Below are 26,693 nucleotides of genomic sequence, written 5' to 3'. Positions count from 1 at the left end.
AGCTGCGTTGCCGCACCGGGGCAGCACCCCACCTACTCGGCGGCTAATGGTTGAGGATAGGGGATTCGAACCCCTGAGGGATTGCTCCCAACACGCTTTCCAAGCCTGCGACTCCCTATTCCGGCTTGTTCATCAGCGTTCAGCCTCGTGCATATGCCGTAGCCAAGGATGCACGCGGACCCCCGCGACCGACGACGAATGAGACGGAAACTGAGACGGGCCGTGCGTCCGCCAGTGAGGCGACCGGCACGCCTCCAGGCGCTATCTCCGGCCTCGAACTTAGCCACCACAAACGAACGCTAGACGGCCCCGCCGGGAGCTGAACCCTCCACGACGGGGCCTCGACCGAACCTGCATAGGAGGTTCAGCCGTGCATCAGAATCTACACACCTTCTCGTGTACCGCTCGACGTGACGATGATCTCTGGGTTGTCGAGTGTGACCAGCACCCGCACGTCCGCACACGTGGGCGTCTTCTAGCCCAGGCCACCAGACGTCAACGGCACGTGCTTGCCGCCGCCGTGGGGGTGCCGGTGGCCAACCTGACCGTTGACGTTCTTCCGCTGCTGCCCGATGTCGTCAGGGATCACATCGCCCGGGCGTGGAAGCTGCGCGAAACGGCTGCGTGGGCGAATCGTGAGGCTGCCGCCGCTCGCCGCGCCGCCGTGAGTGCACTGGCCGCTGAGGGGTTGTCGCTGCGCGACATCGGCACCATCCTCGGCGTCTCACACCAGCGCGCCCACCAGCTCCTCAACCAACCAGCAGGGATGAGCGGGCGATGACGGTAGAACATGTGGAACCGTTCGACCCTGATCGCGGCGGTCCGGGATATCTGTTCAAGTCGATGGCTGATCACATCGCGGCACGTATCCGCTGCGGTGAACTCTCGCCAGATGCGCGGCTGGCAGGCGAGCGGGCGCTGGCCGAGGAGTACGGCGTTTCGCTCGGCACTGCCCGCCGCGCGGTCGCGGAGCTAGGTGAGCGCGGCCTGGTCGTCGTGCTCCCCGCCAAGGGCACGTACGTGGCCCCAGCCGCAGGGGCCAGGGCTGACTGTGCCCATTCTGAGCCGTTCCCCGCATAGCTGCCATCCGTAGGCCGTAGCGGAGTGGGTCAAGGGTGATCGCAGATCATCACGAAGTGACGCGAGCCTGCGAGCGCCCTTGACCCGCGCCGTGGAGGCCGCAGAATGGCCGCGACGAGGGGAACGGCGGGATGCACTCGGAAGGTCAGGTTGCTGCTCCTTTGTCGCCATCGGGCAGAGGCGCGAAGTCTGTGCCCATCCTGGGCGTAGCAGTTCCCGCCTCGGTTGGTCCCGGCGCTTCGACCGCGATGCGTGGTTTGCTGTACAGCTCCTCTATGTCTAGCGCGTTCGCTTCTGCCAGAACCGCCTTCCCTTGCTCTTCATACGTTGGATTGATTCGCTCCAGTAACGCATGTGCGAGCCGAGCCAACTCGGCCACGTCGTCTGGCATGGCTGACACCCATTTGATTAGGATCTCTGCAATACCTTCAACCTGGCCGGTTGTGGAGTCTGGTTTCGATAGCACTGCCCCGATGTCGACCTTTTCAAAGGGATTGACCGCATGCGCAACATGCTTATTGCGCATATTCATGACCCACTCGTGCAATTCGAGAGCTCCTAGCCCCTCGACATCGGCTACCGAAACGGCCTGTCGTTTGCCAGTGCCAAAGCATCTGGCATATGCGACCACTGCGGCCGACCAGAGAGCCTGAATCACCAACCCGTCAGCTTGGTCTCGATTGAGCTCCGCGTGCAGTCGTTCGCAACACGAAACGACGAACTGTAAATCGGCAATCACCGAGATCGTGTCGGCGTACGCTTCTGCGCTGGGTAATCGGATCCGAACTATCGGCATGTCTTCGCCCGTATCCGGTTGAGGTCCTTGTGGGTTTATGGACATGGATCTCCCTGTGCACTCTTCACGACTGTCGGCCGCTGCGGCTGAGCGTAGCGGGGCTATCGGTCGTCATTAACCCGCGTGAGGTGTGAACATGTAGATCGCACTGGCCCGCATTAGCTGGTGACCGGTCGGCCGCGCCCGGAACGGCCGCTAGGCCGCATGCCCGGCGCCAGGCCGGGCGGTGCGGCGCGCTAGCGCCGCCTTGATCTCGAAGAGGTCAACTCGGCAAATTGGTCGCGTGGGATCGATGAGCTGGAAGCGGCAGAGAGAAGATCGGTAGACTGTGGCTATGACGGTGCCTGCGTTCGGTGACCCTGCGATCGAGGTGGCGGCTAGCCCTGCCGACGCTGGGCGTGAGCGTGCGGGCTGGCGGGAATGGTGGATGGCTCTTCCGAGCGTGGACCGTGATCGGCCGGCGGCTGACGTGCTCGCCGAGATCCGCGACGACGGATAATGCCGGACCGCTACGTACTCGACGCCTCGGCTGGCGTCGAGATCCTCAACCGCACTCCGACCGGGCTGGCGCTGGCCAAGCGGACAATGGCACGCAACGCCGAAGAGTGGACCGTCGAGCACTTCCACGTGGAGGTTGCCAAAGTGGTCCGCCGCGACACCTTACGTGGCCAGATCACAGACGAGCATGCGGGCACGCTGGTCGATGGCCTTGTCAGGTGGCCGTTGCATGTCACCCGGGTGGCACCGCTCCTACGCGAGGCATGGACCATGCGGAACAACATCACCCTTCATGACGCGTTGTACGTTGCCCTTGCTCGGCACCTGAACGCCACGCTGCTGACGGGAGACGCGAAGCTAGCCAAGGCACCTGGCCTGAACGTCGCCGTTATCCAGCGCTAATCCGTTGCGACCAGGCTCACGCCCGCAGGCAGGCCATGGACCTGGCTTCCCGGGTGTGCTAGAACAGTGGCGTGCAGCTACTTCATAGGGGCAAGGTTCGTGACGTCTACACGGATCGCCCGGGCGAGTTGATCTTGGTGGCTTCGGATCGGGTGTCGGTGTATGACGTGGTGTTGCCGACGCCGATTCCGGACAAGGGCAAGATGCTGACGGCGTTGTCGTTGTGGTGGTTCGATCAGCTCTCAGATGTGGTGCCGAATCATGTGATCTCGGCGGAGGATGTGCCGGACGAGTGGGCTGGCCGGGCGATCCGGTGTCGTCAGGTCGACATTGTTCAGGTGGAGTGCATCGCCCGTGGCTATTTGGCTGGCCTGGGGTGGGAGGCGTATTCGTCGTCGGGGACCATTTCCGGTGTTGAGATCCCGCCTGGTTTGGTGGAGGGTGACCGGCTTCCGGAGCCGGTGTTCACCCCGACCACGAAGACTGCCCCGGAGGATGGGCATGACGAGCCGATGACGTTCGCTGAGGTTGCGAACCAGGTCGGTGAGGAGCTTGCCGAACGGCTTAGGTCGACCACGTTGGAGTTGTACCGGCGGGGCGCGCAGATCGCCGAGGAACGCGGCGTGATTCTGGTGGATACGAAGTTCGAGTTCGGTGTCACGCCGGATGGTGAGCTGATCTTGGCTGATGAGGTCATGACGTCGGATTCGTCGCGGTACTGGCGGGTGGAGGACTGGAAGCCAGGCGGGCGGCAGGTCGGATATGACAAGCAGTACGTCCGTGATTGGGCGCGCGATCTCGGCACGTGGGACAAGACCCCGCCTGGTCCGGAGATCCCGCCGGATGTGGTCGAAGAGGCCCGCCGGCGATATGCGGTGATGTTCGAGCGCATTACCGGCATGGCGTGGGAGTGACACTCGTGGCGACGTGGGAGGAGATCGAGGCGGCCAGGCTGGCGGAGGTGCTTGAGCGCCAGGCGCTGCATCGCCGGTTGGCGTCCGTGCGACAGGCCGGGATGACGCCTGAGGTGGATGATGTGTTGGCCGCGATTGATGAGCATGCCTCGCCGTATCGGGACTTTGATCGGATCAACGCCCGCGACGACTACTGAGACGTGCGGGATTCCGCTCGTCGGTGCGGCGGGCTATATTAACTGGTGTACTAGAACACTTATCGGAGCTGACTGTCATGCCACGCAAGCTAGAGCGCCCGGCCGCGCCGTATCGGCAGATCGCCGAGGAGATCCGTGCGCGGATCCTCGAGGGTGATTTGCAGCCGGGTGATGTGGTGCCCTCGGTGCGCGCGGTGTCGCGTGAGTATGGGGTGGCGATGGCAACGGCTCACCGGGCGCTGAGCCTGTTGCAGGCCGAGGGTTACGCGCGTCCGGAACGCGGCATCGGCAGTGTCGTCACCACGGACGAGGAACGCGGCTGGAGCGCCAGCGCCCGGCTGGAGAAGTCCCAGCGCACAGGCAAGGTCTACCCTTCGGGGCAACATGCGCGCATCGTGGCCGCTGCCCTCGATGAGGCCCCGGATCAGGTCGCCAAGGCGCTCGGCGTCGAGCCAGGCTCGGAAGTGATCCGCCGGCTCAGAATCACCTATCGCGGCGATCGTGTCGTCTCCCGCTCGACCTCATGGTTCCCGGCTGCGGTATCCGAGTCGGCGCCGCTGCTATTAACGACGGAGCGGATACCGGAAGGCACGTTCGCCTACGTCGCTCACGCCCTTGGCCGCCAACTCGGCTCATGGCAAGACCAATACGACCCCGCCGTGGCCGACGCCGACGAGGCAGCCACCTTGGACGTGGCCGAAGGCACGCCCATCTTCCGAGGTCAGAACTGGATCTACGACGACAACGGCGACGTGCTGGAGTACGGCGAAAGCATCGCGGCCGCCCGCATCTCCTACCGCGGCAACATCAGCGACTAAGACCCGAACGCAAGAACACCCTTGACACCTGACCAAGGTGTTCTAGTATCGGTACTAGAACACCTACGTTTGGAGGAGTCATGGCGTTGCAGGGAGCTATCCCGGTGGAGTTCGGTGCGGTGTTTCCGCATGGTGCGTTTGTGATCGGTGAGGTCACACCCGAAGCCGACTTCGATCAGTCGACGAAGGACAACCGGGTGCAGAAGCGAGACAAGACCACGGGCTTGCCGGTGTGGCAGGTGCCGGTAATGGATGCCGACCCGGACGCGCGTAAGGGGCAGCGTGAGTTGACGGTGAAGATCGCGGCTGAGGTTCAGCCGGTGCCGCCGGAGATCTTGAACGGGACACCGTTTCGTCCGGTGGAGTTTGAGGGGTTGACGGTGACGCCGTATGTGGACACCAACGGCCCACGTGCACGGCAGGCATTCAGCTTCCGCGCGTCGGGGATGCGCAAACCCGGCAACAAGGCGGTCTCGGGTGGCAAGGATGCGGCTGCGCGGGATGCGGCCTGACACACATAGACCGGCGCGGGGATCAGACCGGCTACCAACCTTTGATCCCCGCGCCTTCCAACACCCCCAGCTTGGAGGGATCGGCATGTCCAACCCTACCCACCAACACCACGCACATCTGCGGACCGAACCGGGCGGTGAGGCGTGATGGGTGCCCACTACGCCAACGACCCGGCGCACGGGGATGAGTACTACACCCCGCGCCGTCCGGGTGATGACGACCCGCTGCTGGTCTCGGTGGTCAAGCTCGTGTTCATGCTCGCGGCGGTACCGTTCGTGCTGCTGTGGCGCCACCCGGTCGCGACCCCGGTGATCGCGGTCGGGCTGTGGTTGTTGTTCTTCCACGGAGTGGCATTCACCATCCTGACCCTGGGCCTGATCGCTGGGCTCGTGGTCTGGTACTGGCGCGCCCCGGACAGCTTCGAACGGTTCGTGGTGCACCCGGCACGGGCGCGGTGGCGACGCTGGCGGGTCTACGGTCGGGGCTGGTCGTCGGCGATGCACATGTGTGGCCTGGCCAAAGGCTGGGGCTCCCGGCACTACGCCCCCCACGTGATCCGTGTGGTCTGTGATCCGCATACGGATCACGTCCGGGTGAAGCTCCTCCCGGGGCAGACCACGGACGATTTCGCCGCCCGTGCGGACGCGTTGGCGGCGACCTTCGGCGCGCTCGCCTGCCGGGTCGAGGAGAAGCCAGGCGTGGTGTGGTTGCGGTTCGTCCACGCCGACGCGCTGCACGAACCCGTGCCGCCGTTGGAGCCGGATGAACCGGTCGCCTTGGATGCGCTCACCCTCGGCACCACCGACACCGGTACCCCGTGGCAGTTGGGCTTGCCCGGCACTCATGTCCTGGTGGCGGGTGCGACCAACTCGGGGAAGGGGTCGGTGATCTGGTCCACCATCTGCGCACTCGCCCCCGCGATCCGCGACGGGTGCGTGCAGGTATGGGCGGTTGACCCGAAAGGCGGCATCGAACTGGCCCCCGGCGCGGGGATGTTCGCTCGCTTCGCCCACGAACCCGAACCCATGGTTCAACTCATCGAGGAGGCGGCGGGGTTGATCCGGACCCGCGCCGATGCCATGCGGGGCGTATCCCGGCAGCACACGCCGACCACGGCTGATCCGTTCGTGGTGCTGATCGTGGACGAGTTGGCGTTCCTGACCGCGTATATGCCGGACCGGGCGTTGACGAGGCGGCTCGCGTCGGCGCTGTCGGTGGTGTTGTCCCAGGGCCGTGCTGCCGGGTTGTGCGTGTTGGCGGCGGTGCAGGACCCACGTAAGGAGATCGTGAACATGCGGGACCTGTTCCCCACCCGCATCGCACTCAGGCTGACTGAGGCGGATCAGGTGGACATGGTCCTCGGGGATGGCACCCACCACCGCGGCGCGCACTGTGAACGCATCCATGATCGTTCCCCCGGTGTCGGGTACGTCGTCCTCGATGGGCGGGCCGAACCGGTCCGAGTACGCGCGGCCTACCTGGCCGATGAGGACATCGCCACCCTGTGTGAACGCTTCGCACCCCACCCCGCCACCAGGGCATCTGGTGGTCAGGTGGTGCGGGCCATCTCGACCGAGGCAGAGGCGGCGTGATGAGCATCCACATCGACCACGACCACATGATCAGCCGCGCGAGCACGCACCACGCGCGCCGTGTCCACGGGCACGACTGGGAAGTGTCCTGGCTACCCGAGCAACAGCTCACCCGCAACGACGCGATCACCGCCATGACCCTCGCGGAGATCGTCGCGACCAAGACCGCCGCTGGTGGGCTGTCCTGTGATGACCCCGACTGGTCCCTCATCGACGCTCTCGCTAGCGAGCTCGGGCTCACCGGTCCCGCCGCCGTGACCCGGCTCGGAGTGTGACCCCATGGCCACGCCACCACTGGATGACGACACCATACGCGGGCTCGCTGTCGCGGAGCGGGTGTGTGTGCGCCCGATCCTGTCGCGGCTGACCGATACCGAAACCGGCGACACCCGAACGGTGCTGATCCCGTGCGGCGCCACCCGCGAAACCGTGTGCCCGTCCTGCGCCGACCGCGCGCGGCGACTGCGCATGCAGCAATGCCGGGAAGGGTGGCACCTCACCCAAGAACCCCCCACCAACCCAGACGAAAGCCAGGACAACGGCGACACGGACGAGGTCCAAGACGACGGCGACGGCGATGGGGCGGGGGAAGGTGGTGTTCGTCGGGTCCGTTCCACCCGCCGCCGCGATGACGCCGACGACCTACCCCGCCCACCGCGCCAGCACACCACCCTCGGCCGGGTCTTCGACACACCAGACGGTAAGCAGTATCGCCCGTCGATGTTCCTCACGATGACGATGCCTTCGTATGGGCGGGTGACCCGTGACGGGGTGCCGGTGGACCCTGCCACGTATGACTATCGGCGGGCGGCGTTGGATGCGCTGCACTTCCCGAAACTCATTGACCGGTTCTGGCAGAACCTGCGCCGCGCTACCGGTGTCCCGGTGCAGTACTTCGCCACCGTCGAACCACAGAAAAGGCTGGCCCCGCACCTGCACGCCGCCGTACGGGGGACCTTCCCGCGTGCTTTGATCCGGCAAGTCGTGGCCGCGACCTACCACCAACTGTGGTGGCCCTCGTTCGATGAGCCGGCCTACGTGGACCGGCTACCGGTCTGGGACGAGCACACAGGCGGCTACTGCGACTCAGACACGGGCGAGCTGCTGCCGACCTGGGACGAAGCACTCGACCAGCTCGACGCCGACCCCGACGCCGAACCCGCCCATGTGGTCAGGTTCGGTACCCAGATCGACATGCAAGGCATCCTCGCCGGAACCCCAGCCGCTGACCGCCGCGTCGGGTACCTCACCAAATACCTCACCAAGAACATCTCCGACGACCTCAACGACGATGGCGACGTGTCTGCGGCCCGGCAAGCACACATTGACCGGATCGCCGACGAAGTGCGCTGGCTGCCGTGCGCCCCGACGTGCGCGAACTGGCTCCGATTCGGCATCCAACCCAAGAACACCCGCCCCGGCCTGGTGCCAGGGTTGTGCCGCTCGAAAGCGCATGACCGGGACCATCTCGGCCTCGGTGGTCGCCGTGTCCTGGTCTCGCGCAAGTGGACCGGTAAGACGCTGACCGAGCACAAAGCCGACCGGGCCGCCATCGTCCGGACCGTCCTCGAAGACGCCGGAATCGAGATGGACGACCACGGCGAGTTTTCGGCAACCGCCACCCGGCCAGACGGCCTACCCCGCTACGTCTGGTCAACCGTCAAACCCGGCGAGGCAGACGCGCCCTCGTACCTGCGGCTCATCGCCCACGCCATCACCCGCCGAAAACGCTGGCGCGAGCAATACGAACAGGCCAAACAACGCGCCGGACCACCCGGCCCGAATCTTTCGGCAACCATCCCCGGAGCCGCCACAGCGGCATGATCGAAAGGAAGTGATCGCGATGGAAGCCCAAGTGTCAGAGCGCGACCCGCAAGGGCTGCTGTTGACCATCGAGGAAGCCGCCCGCATGCTGCGCATCGGCCGAACCAAGATGTGCGAACTATTGGCAACCGCACAGGTGGAGTCAGTCCAGATCGGACGACTACGCCGCGTCCCTTTTGAGTGCCTGCAAGGCTACATCGCTGACCTGCTCGACTCCGGCGACGCCGAGAAAGCGGCGTAGGGGTCACGATGGGACGCAGACCTAATGGAGCATCGAGCATCTACCTGGGCGCGGACGGCAACTGGCACGGCCGCGTCACAGTCGGAATCAAGGACGACGGCAAGCCGGATCGTCGTCACGTTCAGGCGAAGACAGAGGCAGCGGTTATCAGAAGGGTCCGGGCGCTCGAGAAAGAACGTGACTCGGGCCGAGTTCGCAAGGCTGGGCAGCGTTGGACCGTTGAGAAGTGGCTTACCCACTGGATCGAGAACATCGCCGTGCCACCGGCGATCTCTGGCTACACACACGACGGTTACAAGGTAGACATCGTTCACTACCTCGTCCCAGGTATCGGGGCGCACAAGCTCGACAAACTGACACCAGAACACCTGGAGCGGCTGTACGCCAAGATGCTGGATCAAAGTAGAGCGGCTGGTACGGCTCACCACGTGCACCGTACTATCCGGGCTGCGCTCAACGAGGCCATGCGGCGGGGCCACTTGACCACGAATCCGGCGACGCTGGCCAAGGCTCCGACACCGGATGAGCACGAAGTAGAGCCATACGAGGTCGATGAGATCAGGCGGATTCTGAAGGTCGCGGGTGAGCGGCGCAACAGTGCCCGGTGGGCTATCGCGCTTGCTCTCGGTTTACGCCAGGGCGAGGCTCTTGGCCTGCGGTGGACCGACGTTGACTTGACGGGCGCCGTCTTGCGCGTGCGCCGTAGCCGCTTGCGCCCTAAGTACGGACACGGTTGCGGTGAAACGTGCGGCAAGAAGCCTGGGTATTGCCCGCAGCGTGTGCAGGTGAACCGAGACACGAAAGACACGAAGTCTCGAGCGGGCAAGCGCGCGATAGGGCTGCCTGGTGAAATCGTCGCCCTCCTGCGGGAGCACAAGGAAAGGCAGGACGTGGATCGGGTCGCGGCGGGCGATCTCTGGTGTGACGAAGGATGGGTCTTCGCGATGCCGGACGGCCGGGCGCTGTCCCCGAACACTGACTATCGAGAGTGGAAGGCGTTGCTGAAGGCAGCGGGCGTCAATGACGGACGGCTTCACGATGCGAGGCACACGTCTGCGACGGTCCTCCTGCTGCTGGGGGGTCCCTGAACGGACCGTCATGGCGATTATGGGCTGGTCGTCTACTTCGATGGCTGCTCGCTATCAGCACGTTACGGACCCGATCCGTCGTCAAGTCGCCGACCGGGTAGATGGCCTCATCTGGCCAGCCGAGAATGACCCGATCCACGGCGACACAGCAGGCCGGAGGGACTACGAATGAGACGGAAACTGAGACGGGACGAACGCCGGGCGTTGCCCGTGTCAGGCTGTGCCCGGCGTTTGCCCTGGCCATCGGTGGCGGAGGATAGGGGATTCGAACCCCTGAGGGATTGCTCCCAACACGCTTTCCAAGCGTGCGCCCTAGGCCACTAGGCGAATCCTCCGCCGGAGAGCGTATCCGACGACCCCGGCCTGGCTGAAATCGGAGGGTCCGGAGTGTGATTCGGCGGCTGTCATCCCCCGGTCAGAGAGGCCGCATCGAAACTCGGCCAGGTATGGGTACACTTGGTCACCGACCCCTCGTGCGGCGGTATTCCTGCCGAACTCCCCCAGGGCCGGAAGGCAGCAAGGGTAAGCGGGCCCTGCCGGGTGCACGAGGGGTCCTTTCATACCCCGGTGCACAGGCTCGTAGTCGATGGATGCGCGGTAGGCATGCGGCCTACTAAGGTTCCAGGGGTGTCGTCTCTCGCGTTGTACCGCACCTACCGGCCAGGGCAGTTCGCCGACGTCGTCGGCCAGGAACATGTCACGGTGCCGCTGATGCGCGCGCTGGAAAATGACCGGATCCACCACGCGTACCTCTTCTCCGGCCCGCGCGGCTGCGGCAAGACGTCGTCGGCGCGGATTCTGGCCCGCTCGCTCAACTGCGAGCAGGGACCGACCTCGCGACCGTGTGGTACGTGCCACTCCTGCATCGCGCTTGCCCCGAACGGCTCCGGCAGCATGGACGTCGTCGAACTCGACGCCGCCACGCACGGCCTGGTCGACGACGCCCGCGAGCTGCGCGAGAAGGCCCACTTCGCCCCGGTATCCTCACGCTTCAAGATCTATGTGATCGACGAGGCGCACCAGCTCGGTCCGGGCGCGGCCAATGCTCTGCTCAAACTGATCGAAGAGCCACCGGCCCATCTGAAGTTCATCTTCGCCACCACCGCACCGGACAAGATCCTCGGCACCATCAGGTCGCGCACACATCACTACCCCTTCCGGCTCATCCCCAGCAAGACGCTTCAGCAGAACCTGGCGTGGATCTGCGAGCAGGAAGGTGTCGCCATCGAGCCGGGCGCCCTCGCCCTGGTCGCCCGGGCCGGCGCGGGGTCCGCGCGAGACGCGCAGTCGGTGCTCGGCCAGCTGATCGCCGGTGCCGGCGACGAAGGCGTCACCTATGAGCTCGCATCCCAGTTGCTCGGCTTCACCGACGCCGCATTACTCGACGAAGTTGTCGACGCCATCGCCAGCAACGACTCCGCGACCATGTTCTCCGCAGTGGACCGGGTCATGGATTCAGGACACGACCCCAGGCGCTTCCTCACCGACGTGCTGGAGAGATTCCGCGATCTGGTGGTCGTCCGGGCCGCACCCGAAGCTGCCACTCACGGCCTGATCGACGCACCGGAAGACCAGGCGGATCGGATGACCGCGCAGGCCGCCCGTTTCGGCGCCTCCGACCTGATTCGGCTGGCCGACGTCGTCGACGACGGCATCACCGCGATGAAGGGCGCCACCCCCACCCGCCTGCAGCTCGAGCTCGTGTGTGCACGGCTGATGCTGCCCGGTGCCGACCACTCCACATCCGGCATTCAGGCCCGCCTCGACCGGCTCGAGCGCCGCCTCGCTGGTGGCGACGGATCGATGCCGGTTGCTGCCCCGGCCCGCATGGCCGCGGTGACAGAACCGGAGCCGACCGATCCCAGGTCCCCCAAGCCACCGCGTCCGGTCGATCCGCAACCGGCGCCCGGCGAGCCGGCGCCGCCACGAGACCCCATACCGCCGCCCAGCGAACCCGTTCCGCCCGCGGAGCCATCGCCGCCCCGCGAGCCGGTGCCACCGGTCGAGCCGCCATCGCCACGTGAACCGGTCCCGCCAGTCGAGCCGCCTGAGCCGGGAGAGCCGGCGCCCCCGCGCGTCACACCGGCTGTCCCCGCGCCGGCCGCGGCCACACCGGCTGCCCCCGCGCCGGCCGGCGGGCCGGGCATCGCCGACGTCAGACGCATGTGGCCGGAGGTCATGGTCCGGCTTCGTGAGATCAAACGCACCCCGTGGAGCCTGATCTCTCAAGAGTCGGCGGTCACCGACATCGCCGATGGGGTATTGACGCTGGCCTTCCGGCAGCCAACTCTGCGTGACACGTTCGCCCGGCGTGAGGACTTCCAGGCGAATCTCCGGCAGGCGATCAAGGACGTGCTCCTGGTCGATGTGCGGATCGAAGCGATCGTCGACCCGTCAGCCGATCCCACCTCAACGTCCGGCGGCGGCGCCGTCGCCGCACGAACTCCAGCGCCCGCTGGACCGCAAGCCGTGCCCGAGCCGGCCGGTGTCCAGCCGGCTCCTGCCAGCACCGAAGCACCCGCTGAGACCCCGTCCAGCGCGGCGCAGGCCGCCGCGCGGGCGGCGATTCAACAGCACCGCGCCAGGCAGGCCGACCCGGCCGTGGCAGAGAAGACGGCGCTTGCCGAGAAGGCCGAGCCCGATGACGCCGGCGACCACGGTGCCGACCTCGACGACGACAATCTCGACAACTCGGGCGAGTCCGAGCAGGAATTACTGGCCCGCACTCTCGGCGCCACCGTGATCTCGGAGTCCGAGAGCACCTGACGCGCAGAAGACCCCTTACTGTGCCGTAGGCTCGACTCACCGAACTTGACCCGTCTCTAGGAGTTCCCGCAGTGTTTCCGCCCGGTGGTTCCGAAGGTTTCGACATGAGTCAGTTGCTCGAGCAGGCTCAGCGTATGCAGGAGCAGCTGATGGCCGCCCAGCAAGATCTCGCCGAGAGCGAGGTCACCGGCACGGCGGGCGGGGGCCTCGTCCGCGCGACCATGACCGGCGGTGGCGAGCTCACCGACCTCCAGCTCGATCCGTCTGTGGTCGACCCCGAAGACATCGACACCTTGACCGACCTCATTGTCGCCGCCGTACGCGACGCCCATGCCGAGATTCAGCGGCAGGCCAGCGAACAGCTGGGCTCCATCGGCGGTGGCGTTGAAGGGCTACTGGGCGGTGGCGGCGGCGAAGGACTGTTCGGTGGCGCGTCGTCCATCCCCGGCGCTGTTACACAGGGTGACGAGTCGCCCGAGTCCGACCCGCGCCGCGACAACGACGCTTAAAGAAGGCCGGGACCGGGCATGTACGAAGGCGTCGTTCAGAGTCTCATAGACGAGCTCGGCCGGCTTCCCGGCGTCGGCCCCAAGAGCGCGCAACGTATCGCCTTCCATGTTCTCGCCGCCGAACCCGACGACGTCCGACGCCTTGCCGAGGCACTGACCGAGGTCAAGGAGAAGGTGCGGTTCTGCGCCACGTGCGGAAACGTGGCCGAGGCCGAGCAATGCCAGATCTGCCGTGACCCGCGCCGTGACCGGTCCGTCCTCTGCGTCGTCGAAGAACCCAAAGACGTGGTCGCCATTGAGCGCACCCGCGAGTTCCGCGGCCGCTATCACGTACTGGGCGGCGCCATCAGCCCAATCGAGGGCGTCGGCCCAGATGAACTTCGGGTGAAAGAACTGATGACCCGCCTGGCCGACGGAACCATTACCGAGCTGATCATCGCCACCGACCCAAACCTCGAAGGAGAGGCGACCGCCACTTATCTCGCGAGGTTGGTCAAACCGATGGGCCTACGTGTGACACGCTTGGCTAGTGGCCTCCCGGTGGGAGGTGACCTCGAGTACGCCGACGAGGTCACCCTGGGCCGCGCATTCGAGGGCAGGAGGCAGCTTGATGTCTGAGGAAACAGCAACCATGACCAAACCCGGTGACGAGTACTCCGAGTTCGGAGCCGAGATCGCCGACCAGGTGGAGAGCTTCCTGCTCGCACTGCGTGAGATCGCCCGCGGTGAAGACCCGGCCAGCACGCTGTCGCTGCTGCTGCTCGAGGTCAGCCAGCTTTCTCTGGCTGGTGGCCGGCTGGGTGCGATCAGCGACGTCGTTCCACACGGCCGCTTCGAACCCGACACCGGACCGGACGCCGACGTCGACGAACTCCGGGAGCGGCTGGCGAAGCTGCTTGACCCGATTGATCCGTATGTCGAGGTCATCGATCCCATTGATCCCGAGCGTGGCGTCACTGGCTTCCGCCTCTCTGACGACCTCGCCAGCATTGCCGCTGACCTCTTGCATGGGCTGTCGCACTATCGCGACGGACGCACCGTGGAGGCGCTGTGGTGGTGGCAGTTCTCCTACATGTCGTCCTGGGGGTCCACCTGTGGCGCGGCCATGCGGGCGCTGCACTCGCTCATCGCGCACACTCGCCTCGACCACGAACGCGACGACGCCACCGGCGCCGAAGAGCGCTCGCTGCTGGACCAGGTCGACAGCTGACAGTTCCCGGAGCGTTCCGCGATCCGGACAGTCGCCGGTCAGGGCGGTGCCTCGCATAGACTGCCATGGCACGAATTACGCTGACTCTAGGAGCACGCCGTGGGCCTGGTCGTCCAGAAGTACGGCGGATCGTCCGTCTCCGACGCCGCGGCCATCAAGCGGGTGGCGCGGCGCATCGTCGACACCAAAAAAGCCGGCCACGAGGTCGTCGTCATCGTGTCGGCCATGGGTGACACCACGGATGAACTGATCGATCTCGCCAAAGAAGTTTCCCCGGTTCCGGCCGGGCGAGAGCTCGACATGTTGCTGACCGCAGGTGAGAGAATCTCCATGGCGGTACTCGCCATGGCCATTGGCGACCTCGGCCACGAAGCCAGGTCCTTCACCGGCAGTCAGGCCGGTGTCATCACCGACTCATCGCATGGCAAGGCCCGCATCATCGACGTCACGCCGGGGAGAATCCGGCAAGCACTCGACGGCGGCGCCATCGCCATCGTCGCCGGCTTCCAGGGCGTCAGCCAGGACAGCAAGGACATCACCACGCTGGGCCGCGGCGGCTCGGACACGACGGCCGTGGCGCTCGCGGCGGCGCTCGATGCCAGTGTCTGCGAGATCTACACCGACGTCGACGGCATATTTACCGCTGATCCACGTATCGTTGCGGCCGCCCGCCGGGTTCCGCGGATCAGCTACGAAGAGACGCTAGAGATGGCCGCGTGTGGAGCGAAGATCCTCCATCTGCGCTGCGTCGAGTACGCCCGCCGCTACGGCATTCCCATCCACGTGCGCTCCAGCTTCTCCACGCTGGACGGCACCTGGGTGTCAGACAAGAGTGAAGGAAGTGACCACACCGACATGGAGCAGCCGATCATCTCCGGGGTCGCACACGACCGCAGCGAGGCGAAGATCACCGTCGTGGGTGTACCCGACAAGGTCGGCGAGGCCGCGACCATCTTCCGCTCCGTGGCCGCCGCCGACGTGAACATCGACATGATCGTGCAGAATGTCTCGGCCGCGGATACCAACCGCACCGACATCTCCTTCACCTTGCCGGCCACGGACGGCCCGGCCGCAATGGAGGCGCTGACGGCCGTACAGGACCAGGTCGGCTTCGAGGCACTGCGCTACGACGACGGCATCGGCAAGGTGTCACTCATCGGCGCAGGCATGCGCAGTCATCCCGGCGTGAGCGCCAAGTTCTTCGGTTCGCTCGCCGATTCCGGGGTGAACATCGAGATGATCTCTACGTCCGAGATCCGCATCTCGGTGGTGGTGCGCGGCGAGGACGTAGACACCGCTGTGGGGGCCATCCACCGGGCTTTCGACCTCGACGTAGCCGAGGTCGAAGCTGTTGTGTACGGAGGGACCGGCCGATGAGCAATCACGATCTTCCTACGCTCGCGATTGTCGGTGCCACCGGAGCGGTGGGCACCGTGATGCGCCAGATCCTCTCGACCCGGCAGAACGTGTGGGGTGAGATCCGACTGATCGCCTCACCACGCTCCGCCGGACGCCTGTTGTCCGTGCGCGGAGAGGACGTCGAAGTCCAGGCGCTGGCACCCGAGGTGTTCGACGACGTCGACGTCGCCATGTTCGACGTACCCGACGAGGTCTCGGCCGAATGGGCGCCAGTAGCGGCCGCGCGCGGAGCCGTCGCCGTCGACAACTCCGGCGCTTTCCGGATGGACTCCGACGTGCCGCTGGTCGTGCCCGAGGTCAACGCGCCGGCCGCACGAAACCGGCCGAAAGGCATCATCGCGAATCCGAACTGCACCACGCTGTCCATGATCGTGGTGCTGGGTGCGCTGCACGCTGAACTCGAGCTGACCCAGGTCTTCGCCGCCTCGTACCAGGCCGCTTCGGGTGCCGGACAGGGCGGCATCGACACGCTGCACGACCAGCTCAGCAAGGTCGCCGGTAACCGCGACGTGGGCTCGCAGCCCGGCGACGTCCGCCGGGTTGTCGGCGACGACCTCGGTCCGTTTCCCGCGCCGCTGGCGATGAACGTCGTCCCCTGGGCCGGTTCCCTCAAGGACGGCGGCTGGAGCTCCGAAGAGCTCAAAATCCGCAACGAGTCCCGCAAGATCCTCGATCTACCCGACCTCAAGGTCTCAGCTACCTGCGTCCGAGTGCCAGTGGTCACCACCCACTCGGTAGCCATGCACGCCACCTTCGACCGTGAAGTCAGCACCGAGCTTGCTTGGGAGATCCTGCGAGACGCGCCGGGCGTCGTGCTGTACGACGACGCCGCGCGCGGCGAGTTCCCCACACCCGCCGACGTCGTCGGCACCGACCCCACCTGGGTCGGCCGGGTCCGGCGCTCCTTGGACGACACCCACTCCCTCGACCTGTTCGTCTGCGGCGACAACCTACGCAAAGGCGCGGCCCTGAATACCGCCCAGATCGCCGAGCTGGTCGCGGCCGAGCTGACCGGGAGTCACAAATAGTCAGGGTTGAACGTCGCATAGATCAAGACCACCGGTAAGCTTCGCGGGTGCCGAGAGCGAGTGAGGACGCGAGACGTCAGCAGGTGGTGAAGTACGGCGGCATGGCGGCCGTACTGATCGCTGCCGCCGGGACCTTGTGGTGGATCAACTCCGGCGACGACGACGCTCCGCCCGAACCGTTGAGCGTCGAATGTACGGGCCCGGGGCTACCCGAGGACCACGAGGTCCACGAGCCTCAGGTGGCCCGAGTACCGGAGGCGGTACTCGAGGAGCCGGTCACATCCGGTCGGCGCAGCACATACCGGGAGCTCGATTACGTGACACCCATGCGGCAAGGCAGCGGGTCGCCGCATGGGTTCGTTATCGATGTTGACGCCGCGACGGTCACCTTCATCGGCGACACCGTCATGGACGGCGAGCCTTCGCTCAGCCATCAACTGGCCGACAGCCCCCTGTACATCGTGGCGACGGTGGCAGGCTTTCCCGGTGATCGTGCGCTCGCTCAGGTCTTCGCTCGGGTCCCCGAAGACAACTCCGCGCTCGCGGTGTTGCTGGACGACGAGGAAGTCCTGCTCAGCTGTGCGGCTTACGGTGTGCCAGTCCATGACGACGTCGGCGGTCCGACTTTTTCACGTGCCGCCGACGTCCTGCTGGTCCAGAGCCTCGACGAAGACCGGCACGTGTGGCTGCACGCCCACGCCACTACCACCGGCGAGCATCTATGGTCGGCGCCGGCGGTGTCGTTCACGGTCGACGCCGAACGAGCCTATGCCGCCACCGGCGAGAAGATTTCGGCGATCGGGCTCGCATCCGGAGAGACGGAATGGGAGACAGATACGGTTACGCGCTGGCCGGACCGGCCGCGGTCTCACGGCGGATCCCGCCCAGAAGATGACTCCTGGCGGCTGGCCGTCGTCGGCGACGAGTTATACGCGTACCGCGACGGAGGCATCAGGCTACTGACATTCGACACCAGCGACGGTCAGCTCACGTGGGACCTGGTAACCGGCGACGACGCCGCCAGCTACGTACATGTCACACAGGTGGACGAGGACCACGCCGCCCTGCTGAATTTCGGAACCGACATAGCGGTGCGCAGCGTCGAGCGCCGCCAATGGTCGTGGCTGCGCCGCGGCATCGGTTCGGCCCGCATCGACTACGCACTGGCTCCGCGTTCGCCCCGGGAGCCCGCCCTGATCGGGATCTCGCCGCATGACTCCGACCTGCCGGCCCGGATCTTCTCAGCGACGGGTGACCAACTGTTCGAGCTCCCTGGCCCACGCGAGGAGCACACATACGCGCTGGCTGAGTCGACCGTCTACGTCCTGAACCGGGTTGACGGGACGGTCACCGGCTACGACCTCGACCGCGATGATCATCAATTGTGGATGGTTTCAGTCCCATCCGACGGCGATTTCGAAGCGCAGTTCCTGACTTCGTACAACGGCGGGTTCCGTGTCCACAGTGCGGATGGTGAGTACATCAGCTTCCGTGAGGAAAGCGACGACTCCTGAACACATCAGGTTGTGAGCCGCTGCTTGACAGCATCCGCGACGACGCGGCCTTCGGCCCGGCCGGCCACCTTCGGTTGCAGGACCTTCATGACCTTGCCCATGTCGCGTGGTGACTCAGCCCCGGCCTCTGCCACGGCCTGATCAACCAGCTGGGCCAACTCTTCGCCGGACAGTTGTGCGGGGAGATACTCGGAGATGATGGCAGCCTCCGCCTCTTCGCGCTGAGCGCTGTCGGCGCGCCCGCCCGCACGGAACGCTTCGGCGGCCTCCCGACGGCGTTTGACCTCACGCGTGAGCACGGTGATGACCTCGTCGTCGCTGAGTTCCTTCGCGGCGCTACCAGCTACCTCAGCGGTGCCGATGGCGGACAGAGTCATCCGGAGTGTGCCCTTGCGCACGTCGTCACGCGCCCGCATCGCGTCGGTGAGATCGCTCTTGATCCGGTCTTTGAGAGAGGCCATGGGCATAGTGTGCCGGAAAGGCGCGGCTGGACATAACGAGTTGCTCCAGACCGATTCACCACGGCCGACGGAGGTTTCCAGACCGGAGCGGCTCAATGCCCGTGCGCCGGCGGCAGCCCCGGGGCCGGACACGGCGCCGAGGTCTCACCTGCTTCTTCGGTGGCTTCGTGGTCGAGCTTCGCACCGGGCATCGGCAGCAGGAACGCCGCGAGCGCTCCACCGGCGACCAGCAAACCCGCACAGATGAGCATTGCGCCCCGGAAGGCGGCGGTCATGAGGTCAGCATCGGCATAGCTGGTGCCGGCCAGCCCGACCATCGCCGGAATGGCGGCAACGGCCATCAGTCCGGCCGCTCGTGACACCCCGTTGTTGACGCCGCTGGCCACACCGGCCAGCTCGGCCGGGGCCGACGACATCACCGTGGCGGTCAAGGTGGGAACCAAGATGACCAAGCCGATACCGAGCAGGGTCATGCCCGGCAAGACGGCAGTGACGTAGCTGGAGCCGGGAGCGGCCGTGGTCAGCAGCGCCGTGCCTACTCCGCCGATCACCGAACCGGCTACCAGGGGCAGGCGCACGCCCACCTTGGTGGCGAGCTCGGCGCTGCGCCCGGAGAGGAGCAGCATCAACAGCGTGATCGGCAGACTGGACAGTCCGGCGGCTAGAGGACTCCACCCCAGTGACACCTGCAGATGGATGACCAGGAAGAACATCACGCCGGACAGGCCGGCATATACAGCGAACGTCATCGCGTTGATCACGCTGAACGTACGGTCGGCGAACAGCGACAACGGCACCATGGGCGCCGAGGCCGTCGCCTGCCGCCGGAGAAACGCTGCCGCGGCGGTGATCGTGAGGACCATGGCACCCACCAGCGGCCCTGGCTCAGGCGCGTCAGCGGCGGCGATCAGGGCGTATGTGCCGGCCCCCAGGGCGACGGCCCCGAACGCCGCACCCGCCCAGTCGAAGCTCTGTTCAGGGCGCAACTGGCGAGACTCGGGTGCGCAGCGCCTGGTCAACCACACCGTGACGGCGGCGATGGGCACATTGATCCAGAACACCCATCGCCAGTCGAACTCCAGCAGCCAGCCACCGAGCAGCGGGCCCACGACGCCGGACATGCCGGTGAGCCCGGCCCATGCGCCGATCGCCTTCGCCCGGTCATCCGGGTGGATCGAGGTTTGCAGGATGGACAAGGCTCCGGGCGTCAGCAATGCCCCACCGATGCCCTGCAGTGCCCGAGCCACGACGAGGACCTCCACGCTGGGCGCGACCGCACAGAGCACCGACGCCACGGTGAACCACGCGACGCCGATCAGGAAGATCCGCCGCCGGCCGAACCGGTCTCCAAGCGCGCCACCGAGCAAGATCAGCGACGCGAGCATCAGCGTGTAGGCGTTGACGGTCCATTGCAGTGCCGCCATACCGGCGTCGAAGTCGCGGCCGATGGTGGGCAGGGCGACATTGACCACGGTGCTGTCCAGAAAGGCCATGCCCGACCCGAGCGCCATCGCCGCGAGCAAAGCCCGGCCGCGGCCGCTGCGCAACCGGATGATGTCGTCGACAGCCTCGCCGCTCATGCCCATAACCTATGACGATGCGCCGACACCGGCGCTGGTGTGGGAACCTTGGCTGGTGGTTGCCAAACGGATGATGATCGGCCTGACCGGACTCGCACTCGGCGGTCTCGCATACGCTGCCGGGTACGAAGTGCGTTCATATCGCCTCCGAAGGTTCGAAGTACCGGTGCTTCCTCCTGGAAGCCGGCCGATCCGCGTCCTGCATGTCTCTGATCTGCATATGACACCCAACCAGCAGAGCAAGATCGAGTGGGTGCGCGGGTTGGCCGCGCTCGAGCCGGACCTGGTGGTCAACACCGGAGACAACCTCGCGCATTCCGAGGCCGTGTCGGCCGTGCTTTACGCCTTCGAGCCGTTGCTGTCCAGGCCAGGTGTCTTCGTCTTCGGCTCGAACGACTACTACAGTCCACGCCCCAAGAACCCGGCCGCCTACCTCCTGCCTACCCGAGGCGCTGCCCGTGTCCACCAACCCGATCTGCCCTGGCGAGATCTTCGAGACGGGCTGACCGACGCGGGATGGCTCGATCTCACGAATGCCCGCGGCGACTTGACCGTCGCCGATCACCGCCTGTCGTTCGCCGGCGTCGACGACCCCCATCTCGGACGAGACAGGTACAACGCCGTCGCAGGCCCCCCGGTGGCCGGTACCGACCTGGCCATCGGCGTGACCCATGCCCCGTATCTCCGGGTGCTCGACGCCATGGCTGCCGATGGATACCGATTGCTGCTCGCCGGACACACCCATGGCGGCCAGTTGTGTGTGCCCGGCTACGGCGCCCTGGTGACCAACTGTGACCTCGATACCGACCGGGTCAAAGGCGTCTCCAGGCATCCGGCCGACGGCGGCCCCGACACCGCCTGGATGCACGTCTCGGCCGGCCTTGGCACGTCGCCGTACACGCCGGTGCGGTTTGCCTGCCCACCTGAGGCGAGCCTACTCAAGCTCGTGGCCAGGCCCTAGCCACTTGGCTTGGGTGGTCGGCGTTCGCACTCCTCCGGGTGATCGTCAGTACGTTGTGGTTGCTAGCCCGCGACCACAACGTACTGACGATCACCCCACAACGACCACAGCGCCCTGACGATCACCTGAGGGGCGGGGTGGGAGGCGGACGAGGGTCCGATCTGGGTTCTTCGAGCCACGACAACAGTTCGAGCCACGACGACAACACAGCGCGCCGCTGGCGGCAGACTCAGGAGCAAGGATTTCCGGTGCGGGATACCAATCACGTCGATCACCAGCCGATTTCGGGTACGCGACTGATCTCGGATATGCTGGGCCGGCAGCTTTCGGGGTGTGGCGCAGCTTGGTAGCGCGCTTCGTTCGGGACGAAGAGGTCGCAGGTTCAAATCCTGTCACCCCGACGCAGCTCAGAGGCCGGTTTCCACAATGGGGACCGGCCCCTCGCGTTCAGTACAGCAGCAAAGTACAGCAACAGCTTCACCTTTCCAAGCTCTCTCCGAGCCGTTTGAGGCCCGCCTGTGTGGCTTCCGAGGACACCTCTGTGTAGATCTCCATGGTGACGGCGAATTGTGCGTGACGCAGGATGCGCATGGCGACGCGCGGGTGGACATCGAGGTCAGCGAGCAGTGAGCCACAGGTTCGGCGGCCGTCGTGCACCGAGATCTTCGGCACTTCCGCCTTACGGCACCGCGCATCCCAAGCACGGTTGAAGTTGCGCGGCTCGATTGGTGTGCCATAGCGAGTGCAGAACATCAGGCCGAACTCCTGCCAGGCCTCGCCTGCCTGCTCGCGGTCGCGGTCTCGCCGAGCCAAGCGCTGGCTGAGTGCCGTCGATGCGATGCCCGGGAGCGGGAGTGTGTCGTCTGATGCCTCCGTTTTCGTCTCGCGGTGTAGAAGCTGGCGGCGGACACGTTGTAACTGGTGCTCGATGCCAAGCTCGCCAGCGTCGAGATCGACCGCATCGACCAGGAGACCAAGGACTTCGCCCTTGCGCATCGCCATCACCAGCACCAAGACGTATGCCGCGTAGAAGGGGTCGCAGTCCGAGCGAGCCGACTCCAGGAACTGCCGTGCCTGTTCGCTAGTCCACCGCTTCCGTTTTGGCTTGCGTACGGTCGGGAGTTTGATCGACTTGGCTACGTTCTTGGTGATCAACTCGTCGTCGATCGCATTAGATAAGGCCGATCGAAAGCACGTGCGGATGTCGCTCAAGCTTCGGGGACTCAGGAGGTTTTCACAGCACTCAGGGCGTTCAAGAGCGCAACAGCGGCGACGCTCGGGATGGCGCGCCGCGTCCTTGCCCTGTGCGCAGCACTGGCACGTAGCGGCAACGGCGTTGAGCCATTTCTGAACCTTGCGCGGTTGAACCTGTAGGCGAGACAGCTTCTCGGCTCCGAGGCCGGGCACGATGTAGAGCCGTATGAACGTCTCATACGTCGCGTACGTCAGCGGTGCCTTGTTCGGTTTGATCACCTCCTCCAGCCAGTAAGTCATGTAGTCCGCGACCGTCATGTCCGTGGACGTCATCGGACCTTGTTTAGCGTCTTGCTGGAGTTTGATCCATTTCTCGTGGACGATCTCACGCGTCTTGCCGTAGACGTACTTGCGCATCCGGCGACCGTCCGGCCGGACGACCCACGCATACGCGGCGAAACCGTTGCGGTACGGAAAGATCGATCCTTCGCCGTTCGCCCTGGCTCGCCCGCTCATGCCGCGCACTCTTCAGTTACGCGGGCCACGTACTCATCCACCCATTCCGGCAGGATGCGCCGATGCGCGCCGACCTTGACCGAGCGAATCTCACCGGTGATGACCAGCATTTTCGTCTTAGACAAACCGAAGCCGAGCATCCCCGCTACTTCGGCTGTCGTGTGCCACCTGGGTTTGATCGTTGTCTCCGTCATGCCTCTTCCTTTCGATCATGCCGCTGTGGCGGCTCCGGGGATGGTTGCCGAAAGATTCGGGCCGGGTGGTCCGGCGCGTTGTTTGGCCTGCTCGTATTGCTCGCGCCATGCCTGTCTTCGGGTGATGGCGTGGGCGATGAGCCGCAAGTAGGAGGGCGCGTCGGTGTCGCCGGGTTTGACGGTTGACCACACGTAGCGAGGCTGTCCGTCCGAGCGGGTGGCGGTTGCCGAGAACTCGCCGTGGTCGTCCATCTCGACACCCGCCTCAGCGAGGACGGTGCGGACGACGGCGGCGCGGTCGGCCTTGTGTTCGGTGAGTGTCTTGCCGGTCCAGCGGCGCGACACGAGCACACGACGGCCACCGAGGCCGAGATGGTCCCGGTCATGTGCTTTGGATCGGCACAGCCCCGGTACCAATCCAGGACGGGTGTTCTTGGGCTGGACACCGAAGCGGAGCCAGTTCGCGCATGTCGGCGCGCAGGGCAGCCAGCGGACCTCGTGAGCGATGCGGTCGATGTGGGCTTGGCGGGCCGCCGAGGGCTCGTCGGTGTCGATGTCGTCGGAGATGTTCTTGGTGAGGTATTTGGTGAGGTAGCCGACGCGGCGGTCAGCGGCGGGGGTTCCGGCGAGGATGCCTTGCATGTCGATCTGGGTCCCGAACCGGACGACATGTGCGGGTTCCGCGTCGGGGTCGGCGTCGAGCGCATCGAGGGCCGCGTCCCAGGTCGGCAGCAACGCCCCGGTGTCCGGGTCGCAGTAGCCGCCCGCGTGCTCATCCCACACCGGCAACCGGTCACCGTCGTAGACGACCTCGTCATGGGGTGGCCACCAGAGCTGGTGGTAGGTGGCCGCGACCACTTGGCGGATCAGGGCACGTGGGAAGGTGCCCCGTACGGCGGCGTGCAGGTGCGGGGCGAGTCGGCGTTGTGGTTCGACGGTGGCGAAGTACTGCACTGGCATACCGGTGGCGCGGCGCAGGTTCTGCCAGAACCGGTCCACCACCTTCGGGAAATGCAACGCGTCCAACGCGGCGCGCCGGTAGTCATAGCTGTCCGGATCAACCGGGACGCCTTCACGGGTCACGCGCCCGTAGCTGGGCATGGTGAGGGTGACAAACATCGACGGCCGGTAGGTCTTCCCGTCCGGGGTGTCGAAGCTGCGTCCGAGGGTGGTGTGCTGTTTCGGCGGTCGGGGTAGGTCGTCGGCGTCGTCGCGGCGACGAGTGGAGCGGACCCGACGCGCCCCACCATCCCCGTCGTCCTGGCCGTTGCCGTCGCTGTCGTTCTCCTCGTTCTCGTCGTCGTTCTGGCCGTTGTCGTCGTGGTCGGTGGTGGGTTCTTCTGTGAGATGCCACCCTTCGCGGCATTGCTGCATCCGCAACCGACGCGCCCGGTCGGCGCACGACGGGCACACGGTCTCTCTCGTGGAGCCGCACGGGATCAGGACCGTCCTGGTGTCGCCGGTTTCGGTATCGGTCAGCCGGGACATGATCGGGCGCACACACACCCGCTCCGCGACGGCGAGCCCGCGTACCGTGTCGTTATCCAGTCGAGGCAATGTCATCCGGTCATGCTCCTAGGGACGCGACGGCTACGGCCCCGGTGAGCCCGAGTTCGCTGGCCCAGGCGTCGATGAACGCCCACACCGGATCGTCGTGGCAGAGCCCACCACCACCTGCGGTCGTGATGGCGACGGTTTCCGCGAGCACCATCGCCGTAACCGCGGCGTTGCGGTCCAGCCGCCTTGTGGGTAACCAGGACACCTCCCACAGACCACCGTCCGGGTCAGTTCGCCAGGCATGGTGCTTAGTCGTGTCGCTGCTCATGCGCTCGTTAGTGATCTCGATGCTCATCCCACGACCTCCCCAGCGACGACAGGAACAGACAGCGCATGGTCGGTCCGTGCGGCTTGATAGGTGGCCGTCATGGCGGAGATGTCGTAGTCGGACACGTAGGCGGCGCGCACGCGTGTGGGTTCGCGTTGCCCCTCCAGAAGTACGTAGCCGATGCCGGGCGTGGATTCGGGGATCTGGTCACACCGCGCGCCACGTTTACGTGCACCGTCGCCGAGGACCATGTCCACCTGGTCTGATTCGGTCAGCCGCAACCCGATGCGAGTGGGGAACAGATCACGCATATTGATGATCTCCTTGCGTGGATCCTGCACGGCTGCCATCACTGAAACCCCGACCGCACGGCCCTGCGACAGCACCACGGACAGCGCGGCATTTAGCCGCTTGCTCAGAGCACGGTCGGGCATGTACGCCGTCAGGAACGCCAACTCGTCGACCACGAGCAGCACGAACGGTTCACTCGTGGTGGGGGTATGGAGCCGAGTGTGACCACGCATCGTGGCCGCCCGGTTCCGAATGAGCGCAGCGGCGTCCTCGACGAGTGCCACCATGTCTTCGGGCTCGTAGGCGAACCGAGCGAACATCGGTGCGCCAGACGCGAGTTCGACCCCGCCCTTCGGATCGACGGCCCACACGTCCACCAAACCGGCGCGCACCCCTGGAGCCAGGGCGCGAAGCGTGGACCAGATCACTGATCCCTTCCCTGAATTGGTGGCCCCAGCGACTAGGACGTGAGTGCCGAGCAGTTGCAGCCGCCACGGCTGCCCATCCTCACATCGCCCGACCGACAGCGCTCCGAGGTTCACCACGCTGCCCACCTTTGGTGCAGGCAGCGGAACCATCAGCGCGTCGCGGTGTTTGAAGTGCAGCCAGATCACGCCGGGTTTGCCCGTCTCCACCCGGCAGCCGGTGGCACCGAAAGTAGAGGCGAGCGCTTCGGTCTTGGCCTCGAAGTCATCGGCCGACTGGCCCATCAGAAGCTTGATCCGAACCCGGTCGCCGAACTCATCCGAGCGAACCCGCACAACATGCGGAACATAGCGTTTCGCTCCGAAGCCCTTGCTCAAGCCACACATGTGCATAGCCGACGTCCAGCGCCGCCGATACACCCACGCCCCACGCCACTTCGACCGCACCGGGCGAGATACGAAACGGACAAATGAGGGCTTGTGCACTAGCCGCCAGATGACGAGAACTGAGGCCACGGCGACATATGCGACAGCCAGCCCGAACGGCCCGTGAAGCAGGGCGATCCACGCCGACCCGCCCACAAGCACCGAGATGATCGGATGCCGAATCGCGTACCACGGCACTACCAACAGCAGCAAGATCAATCCGACGAACAGCGAATTGGCTAGCGGCTCTTCCGGGTCAGTGCGCTCCGGTAGCTCGTATGCATCACCATTCGACTGATCAGATGCGAAGTTCACGCCCACCACGACCACCGCCGATGACGTGGTGTGAGTGCGCTCGTACGCTTGGACATGCCAAGTCCCTTCCCTTAGCTGGTGGGGTTTGGAAGGCGC

28 protein-coding genes, 3 tRNA genes, 1 other RNA gene and 1 pseudogene are annotated in these 26,693 nt (G+C 65.7%); 23 read left to right on the top strand and 10 right to left on the bottom strand.

Going from position 1 to position 26,693, the window contains the following annotated elements:
• Positions 1–47: 47 nt before the first annotated feature.
• Positions 48–148: transfer RNA gene (locus F7O44_RS28460), tRNA-Ser, on the bottom strand.
• A gap of 222 nt (positions 149–370) precedes the next feature.
• Here F7O44_RS28460 and F7O44_RS28455 point away from each other — a divergent pair.
• Both F7O44_RS28455 and F7O44_RS28450 read left to right on the top strand, forming a co-directional pair.
• Positions 371–781, top strand: a complete 411-nt coding sequence (locus tag F7O44_RS28455) for a hypothetical protein (protein ID WP_162453719.1) — start codon at positions 371–373, stop codon at positions 779–781.
• On the top strand, positions 778–1,080 hold the full coding sequence (locus F7O44_RS28450; RefSeq protein WP_162453718.1) for a winged helix-turn-helix domain-containing protein: 303 nt from the start codon (positions 778–780) through the stop codon (positions 1,078–1,080). Before F7O44_RS28455 ends, F7O44_RS28450 begins: the two co-directional genes overlap by 4 nt.
• Positions 1,081–1,225: 145 nt before the next feature.
• On the opposite strand, the gene F7O44_RS28445 is transcribed toward F7O44_RS28450, so the two are convergent.
• Complete coding sequence (locus F7O44_RS28445) at positions 1,226–1,921, bottom strand: hypothetical protein (RefSeq protein ID WP_162453717.1); 696 nt, start codon at positions 1,919–1,921, stop codon at positions 1,226–1,228.
• A 289-nt stretch (positions 1,922–2,210) separates the two neighbouring features.
• On the opposite strand from F7O44_RS28445, the gene F7O44_RS28440 reads away from it, so the two are divergent.
• From F7O44_RS28440 to F7O44_RS28390, 11 genes and pseudogenes are all read left to right on the top strand, one after another.
• Positions 2,211–2,375, top strand: a complete 165-nt coding sequence (locus tag F7O44_RS28440; protein ID WP_162453716.1) for a hypothetical protein — start codon at positions 2,211–2,213, stop codon at positions 2,373–2,375.
• Positions 2,375–2,776, top strand: coding sequence for a type II toxin-antitoxin system VapC family toxin (locus F7O44_RS28435; protein ID WP_162453715.1), 402 nt, complete (start codon positions 2,375–2,377; stop codon positions 2,774–2,776). The genes F7O44_RS28440 and F7O44_RS28435 overlap by 1 nt, the downstream gene beginning before the upstream one ends.
• 71 nt (positions 2,777–2,847) lie before the next feature.
• Positions 2,848–3,690 (top strand): phosphoribosylaminoimidazolesuccinocarboxamide synthase, encoded by an 843-nt coding sequence (locus F7O44_RS28430; protein ID WP_162453714.1) that lies wholly within the window; start codon positions 2,848–2,850, stop codon positions 3,688–3,690.
• Entirely contained in the window at positions 3,681–3,887 is a 207-nt protein-coding gene (locus tag F7O44_RS28425) for a hypothetical protein (RefSeq protein ID WP_162453713.1), read from the top strand. The genes F7O44_RS28430 and F7O44_RS28425 overlap by 10 nt, the downstream gene beginning before the upstream one ends.
• 77 nt (positions 3,888–3,964) lie before the next feature.
• On the top strand, positions 3,965–4,705 hold the full coding sequence (locus F7O44_RS28420; protein ID WP_162453712.1) for a GntR family transcriptional regulator: 741 nt from the start codon (positions 3,965–3,967) through the stop codon (positions 4,703–4,705).
• A gap of 80 nt (positions 4,706–4,785) precedes the next feature.
• Positions 4,786–5,217 (top strand): plasmid replication, integration and excision activator, encoded by a 432-nt coding sequence (locus tag F7O44_RS28415; RefSeq protein ID WP_162453711.1) that lies wholly within the window; start codon positions 4,786–4,788, stop codon positions 5,215–5,217.
• A gap of 147 nt (positions 5,218–5,364) precedes the next feature.
• Positions 5,365–6,810, top strand: coding sequence for an FtsK/SpoIIIE domain-containing protein (locus tag F7O44_RS28410; RefSeq protein ID WP_162453710.1), 1,446 nt, complete (start codon positions 5,365–5,367; stop codon positions 6,808–6,810).
• On the top strand, positions 6,810–7,085 hold the full coding sequence (locus F7O44_RS28405) for a hypothetical protein (protein WP_162453709.1): 276 nt from the start codon (positions 6,810–6,812) through the stop codon (positions 7,083–7,085). Before F7O44_RS28410 ends, F7O44_RS28405 begins: the two co-directional genes overlap by 1 nt.
• Positions 7,086–7,089: 4 nt before the next feature.
• Positions 7,090–8,634 carry a replication initiator gene (locus tag F7O44_RS28400; protein WP_162453708.1) on the top strand — a complete coding sequence of 515 codons (1,545 nt, stop codon included), beginning with the start codon at positions 7,090–7,092 and terminating at the stop codon, positions 8,632–8,634.
• A gap of 19 nt (positions 8,635–8,653) precedes the next feature.
• The gene (locus F7O44_RS28395) at positions 8,654–8,875 is read left to right on the top strand and encodes an excisionase family DNA-binding protein (protein WP_162453707.1); all 222 of its coding nucleotides are present in this window, start codon (positions 8,654–8,656) and stop codon (positions 8,873–8,875) included.
• Positions 8,876–8,883: 8 nt separating this feature from the next.
• A pseudogene (locus F7O44_RS28390) lies at positions 8,884–10,135 on the top strand (tyrosine-type recombinase/integrase).
• 75 nt (positions 10,136–10,210) lie between these two features.
• On the opposite strand, the gene F7O44_RS28385 reads toward F7O44_RS28390, so the two are convergent.
• Positions 10,211–10,298: transfer RNA gene (locus F7O44_RS28385), tRNA-Ser, on the bottom strand.
• A gap of 127 nt (positions 10,299–10,425) precedes the next feature.
• On the opposite strand from F7O44_RS28385, the gene ffs reads away from it, so the two are divergent.
• The 8 genes from ffs (at position 10,426) to F7O44_RS28345 (ending at position 18,409) form a co-directional block, all read left to right on the top strand.
• An RNA gene (gene ffs, locus F7O44_RS28380) (signal recognition particle sRNA small type) lies at positions 10,426–10,523 on the top strand.
• Between the two features lie 67 nt (positions 10,524–10,590).
• Positions 10,591–12,729 (top strand): DNA polymerase III subunit gamma and tau, encoded by a 2,139-nt coding sequence (locus F7O44_RS28375; protein WP_174256005.1) that lies wholly within the window; start codon positions 10,591–10,593, stop codon positions 12,727–12,729.
• Between the two features lie 104 nt (positions 12,730–12,833).
• Positions 12,834–13,238, top strand: a complete 405-nt coding sequence (locus F7O44_RS28370; RefSeq protein ID WP_162453705.1) for a YbaB/EbfC family nucleoid-associated protein — start codon at positions 12,834–12,836, stop codon at positions 13,236–13,238.
• 18 nt (positions 13,239–13,256) lie between these two features.
• Positions 13,257–13,856 (top strand): recombination mediator RecR, encoded by a 600-nt coding sequence (gene recR, locus F7O44_RS28365; RefSeq protein WP_162453704.1) that lies wholly within the window; start codon positions 13,257–13,259, stop codon positions 13,854–13,856.
• The gene (locus F7O44_RS28360; protein ID WP_162453703.1) at positions 13,849–14,448 is read left to right on the top strand and encodes a DUF5063 domain-containing protein; all 600 of its coding nucleotides are present in this window, start codon (positions 13,849–13,851) and stop codon (positions 14,446–14,448) included. Before recR ends, F7O44_RS28360 begins: the two co-directional genes overlap by 8 nt.
• Before the next feature lie 99 nt (positions 14,449–14,547).
• Positions 14,548–15,825, top strand: a complete 1,278-nt coding sequence (locus tag F7O44_RS28355; protein WP_162453702.1) for an aspartate kinase — start codon at positions 14,548–14,550, stop codon at positions 15,823–15,825.
• Positions 15,822–16,895, top strand: a complete 1,074-nt coding sequence (locus tag F7O44_RS28350; RefSeq protein ID WP_162453701.1) for an aspartate-semialdehyde dehydrogenase — start codon at positions 15,822–15,824, stop codon at positions 16,893–16,895. The genes F7O44_RS28355 and F7O44_RS28350 overlap by 4 nt, the downstream gene beginning before the upstream one ends.
• A 47-nt stretch (positions 16,896–16,942) precedes the next feature.
• On the top strand, positions 16,943–18,409 hold the full coding sequence (locus F7O44_RS28345; RefSeq protein WP_162453700.1) for a PQQ-binding-like beta-propeller repeat protein: 1,467 nt from the start codon (positions 16,943–16,945) through the stop codon (positions 18,407–18,409).
• A 5-nt stretch (positions 18,410–18,414) separates the two neighbouring features.
• On the opposite strand, the gene F7O44_RS28340 is transcribed toward F7O44_RS28345, so the two are convergent.
• Positions 18,415–18,870, bottom strand: a complete 456-nt coding sequence (locus F7O44_RS28340; RefSeq protein WP_162453699.1) for a GatB/YqeY domain-containing protein — start codon at positions 18,868–18,870, stop codon at positions 18,415–18,417.
• 92 nt (positions 18,871–18,962) lie between these two features.
• Complete coding sequence (locus F7O44_RS28335) at positions 18,963–20,450, bottom strand: MFS transporter (RefSeq protein WP_162453698.1); 1,488 nt, start codon at positions 20,448–20,450, stop codon at positions 18,963–18,965.
• A 70-nt stretch (positions 20,451–20,520) separates the two neighbouring features.
• On the opposite strand from F7O44_RS28335, the gene F7O44_RS28330 reads away from it, so the two are divergent.
• Both F7O44_RS28330 and F7O44_RS28325 read left to right on the top strand, forming a co-directional pair.
• Positions 20,521–21,411 (top strand): metallophosphoesterase, encoded by an 891-nt coding sequence (locus F7O44_RS28330; RefSeq protein ID WP_174256007.1) that lies wholly within the window; start codon positions 20,521–20,523, stop codon positions 21,409–21,411.
• A 327-nt stretch (positions 21,412–21,738) separates the two neighbouring features.
• A tRNA-Pro gene (locus F7O44_RS28325) sits at positions 21,739–21,812 on the top strand.
• A 76-nt stretch (positions 21,813–21,888) separates the two neighbouring features.
• Here F7O44_RS28325 and F7O44_RS28320 read toward each other — a convergent pair.
• Genes F7O44_RS28320 through F7O44_RS32180 form a run of 5 tightly spaced genes read right to left on the bottom strand, consistent with a single transcriptional unit; the run spans position 21,889 to position 26,597 of the window.
• Positions 21,889–23,121 carry a site-specific integrase gene (locus tag F7O44_RS28320; protein ID WP_162453696.1) on the bottom strand — a complete coding sequence of 411 codons (1,233 nt, stop codon included), beginning with the start codon at positions 23,119–23,121 and terminating at the stop codon, positions 21,889–21,891.
• Positions 23,118–23,315 (bottom strand): excisionase family DNA-binding protein, encoded by a 198-nt coding sequence (locus tag F7O44_RS28315; protein WP_162453695.1) that lies wholly within the window; start codon positions 23,313–23,315, stop codon positions 23,118–23,120. Before F7O44_RS28315 ends, F7O44_RS28320 begins: the two co-directional genes overlap by 4 nt.
• Positions 23,316–23,330: 15 nt before the next feature.
• Positions 23,331–24,878, bottom strand: coding sequence for a replication initiator (locus F7O44_RS28310; protein WP_162453694.1), 1,548 nt, complete (start codon positions 24,876–24,878; stop codon positions 23,331–23,333).
• Between the two features lie 4 nt (positions 24,879–24,882).
• The gene (locus F7O44_RS28305) at positions 24,883–25,167 is read right to left on the bottom strand and encodes a hypothetical protein (protein ID WP_162453693.1); all 285 of its coding nucleotides are present in this window, start codon (positions 25,165–25,167) and stop codon (positions 24,883–24,885) included.
• On the bottom strand, positions 25,164–26,597 hold the full coding sequence (locus F7O44_RS32180) for an FtsK/SpoIIIE domain-containing protein (RefSeq protein ID WP_222851789.1): 1,434 nt from the start codon (positions 26,595–26,597) through the stop codon (positions 25,164–25,166). Before F7O44_RS32180 ends, F7O44_RS28305 begins: the two co-directional genes overlap by 4 nt.
• Positions 26,598–26,693 lie beyond the last annotated feature (96 nt).

Source organism: Phytoactinopolyspora mesophila, assembly GCF_010122465.1.
Classification (GTDB): Bacteria; Actinomycetota; Actinomycetes; order Jiangellales; family Jiangellaceae; genus Phytoactinopolyspora; species Phytoactinopolyspora mesophila.
Note: the sequence above shows the minus strand (reverse complement) of the source record. Positions and strands in the feature narration are given on the sequence as shown.